Raw genomic sequence first — 5339 nt, forward strand, 5'->3', positions numbered from 1 at the left:
AGGTCTGGCAGCCGCGCCCCGTCATGGGCGTTGGCCGCGCTGGCATCCCAGGTCCTGATCAGCCCATGCGCCCGGTCGATGCCGATGTGGTTCTTGTAGCCGAACATCGGGATGGCAAGATCGACCGGCTTGAACGCCGCAGGATCAGCACCCTCCTTCACCTTCGCCTTGGAGTATTTGACCGTCCAGCGCGCATCGCGGTCCTTCTGGCGGATCCTGGCGGGCTTCTCCTTCCAGCGCTCCGGGATCTTGCCCTCCTTTATCGCGGCCTTTTCCTCATCGCTATTGCGCTGCCTGGGCGCCGGCACCACGGTCGCATCGATGATCTGCCCGCCCATCGCCAGATAGCCGCGATCGGTCAGCACGGCATCGAAGCGCGCAAAGAGCTTGTCGATCGCCTTGGCCTTCACAAGCTGCTCACGAAACAGCCACACCGTGGTGGCATCAGGCACCTTGCCATCGAGCCCTAACCCCAGGAACCGCTGGAACGAGAGCCGGTCCTTGATCTGGAACTCTGCCGCCTCGTCCGAGAGCGAGTAGAGCGCCTGCAGCACCAGGATCTTGAACATCATCACCGGATCGAACGGCGGCCGGCCGCCTTTGCCACGATCGCTCCGCCTCAGCGCCACGATCAGCGGCCCGCGGAACACTTCAAAATCCACCACCCCCGCCAACCGCTCCAGCGGATCGCCCGCCGCGCTCAACGCCGCATACCGATCCGACAAATCAAAGAAACCCGGCTGACCAACCATCATCGCCTCCGCTCATCGCAGCGCAGAGTGAATCAGATCAGCGCATCAAAGGCGAGGGTTTTTCGAGGTGTCCAGGTTGCTTTCGGAGAAGCAGCGCAACTCCATACATGCGGTTTATATCGACCCTCCCTATAATACAGTACATTCAGAAATCGCCTATAAGAATGACTTCAAGCATGCGTCTTGGCTAAGCCTCATTAAGAATGGACTAGAGATTATTCCATCGCTATGGGCGGATACTTTCTCTTTCGGTGCGGCAATTGATGATTATGAGCACGTGCGCCTAGCTGCCATGCTCAGGACGGAACTGCCAACGCTCGAGCATTCGACTGTCGTTGTGAACCATCACCCGCAAGGCTCAGGCGGTCGGCTGTCGCGAACTCATGAATATTACCTCTTGGCATCGCCTCCGACGGCTCCGCAATACCTTGGAGAGCCAAAAGACGATGACAACGAGGATAGGAGCTTCATGCGGAGTGGCTCAGCGGAAAACAATTTCCGATATGGCCGCTGGAAGAGCTTCTATGCGTTATTGCGCGACCCAAAGACTGGAAACATCATCGACGCTGAACCGCCAGTGCCACTTGGAGAGGCATACCCAACGGGCACTACAGAAGCCGGCCTAATCAGAATCTATCCGATCAACTCACGGGGCGAAGAACGCGTTTGGCGCTCCAGCTACGAAACAGGGAAGGTGCGAGCCAAAAATGGTGAGCTCTTTGCCTCAGACTCTGGCACGGTTTATCAGGCAATTGACCACAATGGAAAACGGCAGACGCTTTTTAGTAACTGGACGGACAAGCGCTATAATGCGGGTGTAAATGGAACAAATCTACTGAATGCAATGGGACTCGGGAGCGAATTCGATTACCCGAAGTCACTGTATACGATGATTGATGGCCTGTGGATGCAGACCTATGGGCGGAGAGATGCTCACGTCTTGGACTATTTTGGAGGGTCCGGAACAACTGCGCATGCTGTGATAGAAGTTCGACGTCGTCACAAAGATGTAAACTGGAAGTATACGATAATTGAGATGGGTGACTACTTTGATCGAGCGACCCTACCTCGGACCATCAAGGCTGTTTATTCGTCGGCCTGGAAAGATGGCAAGCCTATCACCCGGGATGGAATCAGCCAGCAAATCAAGTATATTCGGCTCGAAACCTACGAAGATGCCCTCAACAATCTCGCGCTGGCGCATTCGCAATTACCTAAGGGTGCGGATGCCGACTTCGCACGCGACTACATGCTCCGCTACTGGCTTGATTTCGAAACCAAGGGCAGCCCGTCGCTTCTCAACATCGAATGGTTCGACGACCCCACCGCCTACAAGCTGAAAATCAAGAAGCCCGGTACGGACGAGTATGTTGAGAAGGTCGTTGACCTGGTCGAGACGTTCAACTGGCTGATCGGCCTACATGTGGAGCATCTGGACCGCTGGCGCGGCTATGACGCCGCCTTCAAGCGCGAGGTCGATCCCGAGCTGCCGGACGACACGAACACTCGGCTGATGCTCGATGGCACGCTGAAGGAGACGGATGACGGCGCCTGGCGCTTCCGCAAGGTCGAGGGCTATACCCTGCGCACCCCCGGCGATCACAACGACCGGGAGAAGGTACTGGTCGTCTGGCGCAAGCTGACCGGCGATCTCGAGCAGGACAACCTAATGCTGGACGAGTGGTTCCGGAAGTACCGCCTTTCCGCGCAGGACACCGAGTTCGACGTGATCTACGTGAACGGCTCCAACAACCTGCCCAATCTCCGCCAAGCCGAAGAGACCTGGAAGGTGCGCCTGATCGAGGAAGCCTTCCATCAGGCGATGTGGGACGTGGAGGGCTGAGCGATGGCGAGAAAGCCCAAATCCAAGATCAAGCCGCTCCCCTTCGGCCACAAGCTGGTGCTCAACCAGTGGATCGTCAGCCTGTTCGGCTTCGATCCGCTGAAGGACCACAAGGACGGCAAGCGCACGCTTCGGCCGGTCCAGGCTCTGGCCAAGACGGTGAAGGACGCGCCGGAGGGCATGACGGCCGAGAACCTGCACCACTTCTACAAGGCGCTGGACGTCCACCTGCAGGCGGGTGCCGAGATCACGCGGGCCGACCTGCTGCGCTACGAGCACAACATCGTCAGCCACACGCTGGCGATCAACGAGAAGCGTGACCGGCCGATCGTCTGGAAGTACTACCAGTGGCTCTCGCTGCTGTTCGCCGAGATCTATCTCGACCGGTTCTTCGCTGACCGCGCGGCGCTGCTGGATTCGCTGAACGCCTATGTCGATGAATTCGACAAGTACTGGACCGATGCGGGCTACGAGACGGGGATCACGCCCTACGAGCTCGACGACCTGAACAAGCTCTGCCTGCAGAACGCCACCGGCTCGGGAAAGACGTTGCTCATGCACGTCAACTTCCTGCAATTCCGGCACTACGCCTCGAAGTCGCCACTCAAGCACGACCTGACGCGGACGGTGCTGATCACGCCGAACGAGCAGCTTTCCCTGCAGCACGCGCGGGAAATGAAGGGCAGCAACATCGTCGCGTCGCGCCTGCTGACCGACAGCGGCGACCTGCTGTCCTCGGGCAAGAACGGGCTGCGCCAGGTGGACTTCACCGAGGTGACCAAGCTCGGTGACACTGACGGACCCAACGTCATCGCGACGCGCAATCTGGGCGACCAGAACCTGCTGCTTGTCGACGAAGCCCATCGCGGCATGGGAAGCCAGGAAGAGCACGGCTGGTTCCGAAGCCGCGCCCGCCTATCGGAGAAGGGTTTCGTCTTCGAGTACTCGGCGACGTTGAAAGAGGCCGTTACTGCAGCGAAGCGCCCGGAAATCGAGGCGTCCTACGCGAAGACGATCCTGTTCGACTATTCGTATCGGTACTTTTACGAGGACGGCTACGGCAAGGACTACCGCATCTTCAACCTTCCGCGGACCTTCTCCCAGCTTGAGTTCTCGTACCTGACCGCATGTCTTCTGAGCTTCTATCAGCAATTGAAGCTCTACGAGGACAAGCAGACACTCTATTCCCCTTACAACATCGAAAAGCCTCTCTGGGTTTTCGTCGGTTCCAGCGTGACCAAGGCCACCGGATCCAAGGCCGAGAAGGCCACAGTTTCTGACGTAGGCAAGATCCTCGCCTTCATCGCGAAGTTCCTGAAGAGCGAGGGTACGTCGGCCGCCGAGATCGAGCGGATCCTTACCGGCAACGCTCAGGAGACCGGTCTCCTCGACGAGAACGGCGGCGACATCTTCGCCGGGGGGTTCGTCTACCTTCAACAGCTCATGCTTCGGGAGGGCTGGAAGCCCGGCGACCTGTTCCGCGACATCCTCGAAAAGCTCTTTCAGAACCGGGCCGGTGGTGAGTTGTCGATTGCCCGGATCAAGGGCGACGAGAACGAGATCATGCTACGCGTCGGACAGGCGGAGAAGCCGTTCGGGCTCATCAACGTCGGCGACGCATCTGGCTTGGCGACCCATATTGCTGAGCAGGAGTTCGACAACGTCGCGGTCCTGGAATCCGAGTTTGCCGAGACGATGTTCGGGCAAATCAACCTGTCCAGTTCCCCGGTCAATCTGCTCATCGGTTCCAAGCGCTTTGTCGAGGGCTGGGATTGCTGGCGCGTCAGCACCCTCGGTCTGATGCATGTCGGCAAGAGCGAAGGTGCGCAGATTATCCAGCTTTTCGGGCGCGGCGTCCGGCTAAAGGGGTATGACTGGTCGCTCCAGCGCAGCGGCTTCGCCACCCCCACCCATCAACCGGAACTCATACAGTACGTCGAGACCCTGAATGTCTTCGGGATCGAGGCTGACTTCATGGAGCGGTTCCGGAAGTTCCTCGAAGAAGAAGAGCTGCCCCGCAACGATCAGAAGCAGGTCTTCACAGTTCCGCTGACGGTCACCTACGACTTCGGGCGGCGTCTCAAGGTGCTGCGCCCCCGAAAGAAGCGCGGTGACGGTCGCGAGTACGATTTCAAGAGGGACGGCGCTGTGCCGGCACTGACCTTGGTTCCAGAAAAGATACGTCAAAAGGGCGTCGCGATAGATTGGTATCCTCGTATCCAGTCTCTAGAGTCCAAGAAGGGCACCAAGCTGGGCACCAAGGAGGAGACCGTTTTCGAGGATGGTCACCTGGACTTCCTAGACTACGATGACCTTTTCTTCCGGCTTGAGAAATTCAAGCGTGAGCGCACCTGGCACAATCTCAACATTTCCAAGTCCATGATCAGGACGCTGCTCACTGACCGGACCTGGTACAAGGTCGTCGTGCCTTCGGGGAAGATGGAGTTCTCGGATTTTGGGAACGTTGCGCTTTGGCAGGAGATGGCGGCGGAACTCCTGCAGAGATTCTCGGAAGAATACTACAACTACTGCAAGGCGGCCTTTATCGAGCCACGTCTTGAGCTCCGTGAAATCGAAGCCGGTGACGGAAGCCTGCCTGAAGCTGACGAGTACCAGCTGATCGTCGATGCCAGCGAAACCGCGCTCATCAACGACATCCAGAACCTCGCCAACGAGATAGCCACTCGAAAAGCCGGCGTTTTGCGTGCTGGCGACTTGAAGGGCTGCCTGTTTGGCACGCATCT

3 protein-coding genes are annotated in these 5339 nt (G+C 58.3%); 2 read left to right on the forward strand and 1 reads right to left on the reverse strand.

What is annotated here, in order from left to right:
• Nucleotides 1-752, reverse strand: a 752-nt coding sequence (locus tag BZF61_RS15405; protein WP_086616887.1) for an IS5 family transposase, incomplete at its 3' end; no start/stop codon positions are given.
• A 67-nt stretch (nucleotides 753-819) separates the two neighbouring features.
• On the opposite strand from BZF61_RS15405, the gene BZF61_RS15410 reads away from it, so the two are divergent.
• Nucleotides 820-2595, forward strand: coding sequence for a DNA methyltransferase (locus BZF61_RS15410; RefSeq protein ID WP_158094114.1), 1776 nt, complete (start codon nucleotides 820-822; stop codon nucleotides 2593-2595).
• 3 nt (nucleotides 2596-2598) lie between these two features.
• Nucleotides 2599-5339 (forward strand): DEAD/DEAH box helicase family protein (locus tag BZF61_RS15415; RefSeq protein ID WP_086620182.1); only part of this gene is annotated, 2741 nt, incomplete at its 3' end.

Origin of the sequence: Erythrobacter tepidarius (genome assembly GCF_002155695.1) — a bacterium.
Classification (GTDB): domain Bacteria; phylum Pseudomonadota; class Alphaproteobacteria; order Sphingomonadales; family Sphingomonadaceae; genus Erythrobacter; species Erythrobacter tepidarius.